Below are 2,075 nucleotides of genomic sequence, written 5' to 3'. Positions count from 1 at the left end.
TAATTCTTGTAGACGCGGTGGCCGAAGCCCATCAGCCGGAACGGATCGTCCTTGTCCTTGGCGCGGGCGATATATTCGGGGATGCGCTCGGGCCGGCCGATCTCGCGCAGCATGTTGAGCGCGGCCTCGTTCGCGCCGCCATGGGCAGGCCCCCACAGGCAGGCGATCCCGGCCGCGATGCAGGCGAAGGGATTTGCGCCCGAAGACCCCGCGAGCCGGACCGTCGAGGTGGACGCGTTCTGCTCGTGATCGGCGTGGAGGATGAAGATCCGGTCCATTGCGCGCTCGACGATCGGGTTCACCTCATAGGGCTCGGCCGGCACGCCGAAGGTCATGCGCAGGAAGTTGCCGGTGTAGCTGAGCGAATTGTCGGGATAGAGAAAGGGCTGGCCGACGCTGTACTTGTACGCCATCGCCGCGATCGTCGGCATCTTGGCGATCAGGCGGTGGCTGGCGATCACGCGCTGGGCGGGATCGTGGACGTCGGTCGAATCATGGTAGAAGGCGGAAAGCGCGCCGACGACGCCGCACATGATCGCCATCGGGTGAGCGTCGCGCCGGAAGCCGCGGAAAAACGTCGCGAGCTGCTCGTGCACCATCGTGTGACGCGTGATCGTCGTGGCGAACGTGTCGAGTTCCTGCTTGCTCGGCAGCTCGCCGTTGAGCAGCAGGTAGGCCACTTCCATGAAGTTCGACTGCTCCGCCAGCTCGCCGATCGAATAGCCGCGGTGCAGGAGCACGCCCTCGTCGCCGTCGATATAGGTCAGCGTCGACCGACAGCTCGCGGTCGAGGTGAAACCGGGATCGTAGGTGAACATCCCCGTGTCGCCGTAGAGCTTGCGGATGTCCACGACCTCCGGGCCGACCGTCCCCCGCAGCACCTTGTAGTCGTGATCGGCGAAGGTGACGGCATCGGTCATCGGGCGGGTTCCTCAGCAAAGGCCTGGTCGGCGATCCGGGCCAGGCTCTCGGCGCGGCCCAGCAGGGCGAGAACGTCGAAGATGCCGGGAGAGGTCCGCCGTCCGGTGAGCGCGACGCGCAGGGGCTGGGCGACCTGGCCGAGCTTGAGGCCCGCTTCCTCCGCCACGACCCTGATCGCCGTTTCGAGCGCCTCCGTATCCCAGCGCCCCACCGCGTCAAGCGCGGCGTGCGCACGGGCGAGTGTCGCGCGCGCATCGCCGGCGAGGAGCGGCTGCGCGTCCTCGGCGACGGGCAACGGCCGGGCGGCGAACAGGAAGCGGGCGCCGTCCGCCAGCTCGTTGAGGTTGGCCGCGCGGGACTTCAGCGTCGGCATGGCGCGCCCGAGCAGGTCGACGGCCGGATCGTCGGTCTCGCCGAGCCGCTCGCCGACCAGCGCGGCCAGTCGATCGTCGTCCGCCTCGCGAATATAGTGGCCGTTGAGGCTTTCCAGCTTCCTCAGGTCGAAGCGCGAGGGCGCCTTGCCGACCGCGCCGAGATCGAACCACTGCACCGCCTCGGCGCGGCTGATGATCTCGGCGTCGCCATGGCCCCAGCCGAGCCGAAGCAGGTAATTGTCCAGCGCCTCCGGCAGGATGCCGAGCTCGTCGCGATAGGCTTCGACGCCGACCGCGCCGTGGCGCTTGGAGAGCTTGCCGCCGTCCGCGCCGTGGATCATCGGCACGTGCGCGTAGACCGGCTCTGGCCAATGCATCGCCCGACTGATCGGGAGCTGGCGGAAGGCGTTGTTGAGGTGGTCGTCGCCGCGGATGACGTGCGTGACGCCCATGTCGTGATCGTCGACGACCACCGCGAGCATATAGGTCGGCGTGCCGTCCGAGCGGAGCAGGACGAGATCGTCCAGCTCGGCATTCTGGACGGTGACGGTCCCCTGCACGCGATCCTCGATCGTGGTCGCGCCCTCCTGCGGCGCCCGCAGCCGGACGACGTGGGGTCGGGCGGGGTCGCCGTCGGTGCGGTCGCGCCAGGGCGAGCGGATGCGCAGCGGACGCTTCTCGGCCTGCGCGGCGGCGCGCTGCGCCTCGATCTCCTCGGCCGTCAGCCAGCAGCGATAGGCGTGGCCCTCGGCGATCATCGCCGCGGCCACGGCGGCATGG

The 2,075-nt window shown here is 69.1% G+C and carries 1 protein-coding gene and 1 pseudogene (1 of these 2 cut by a window edge); both read right to left on the bottom strand.

Going from position 1 to position 2,075, the window contains the following annotated elements; genetic code table 11:
• Positions 1 to 920: citrate synthase (gene gltA, locus ACFE64_RS12925; protein WP_375392873.1), on the bottom strand; the 920-nt coding region annotated here is incomplete at its 3' end.
• Positions 917 to 2,075, bottom strand: a pseudogene (gene gltX, locus ACFE64_RS12920) (glutamate--tRNA ligase) (it continues 236 nt past the right edge of the window). The gene gltA and the pseudogene gltX, both read right to left, overlap by 4 nt.

Source organism: uncultured Sphingomonas sp., from assembly GCF_964250165.1.
Lineage (GTDB): Bacteria > Pseudomonadota > Alphaproteobacteria > Sphingomonadales > Sphingomonadaceae > Sphingomonas.
The sequence above is the reverse complement of the archived record's forward strand: the minus strand, read 5'-3'. Positions and strand labels throughout refer to the sequence as shown.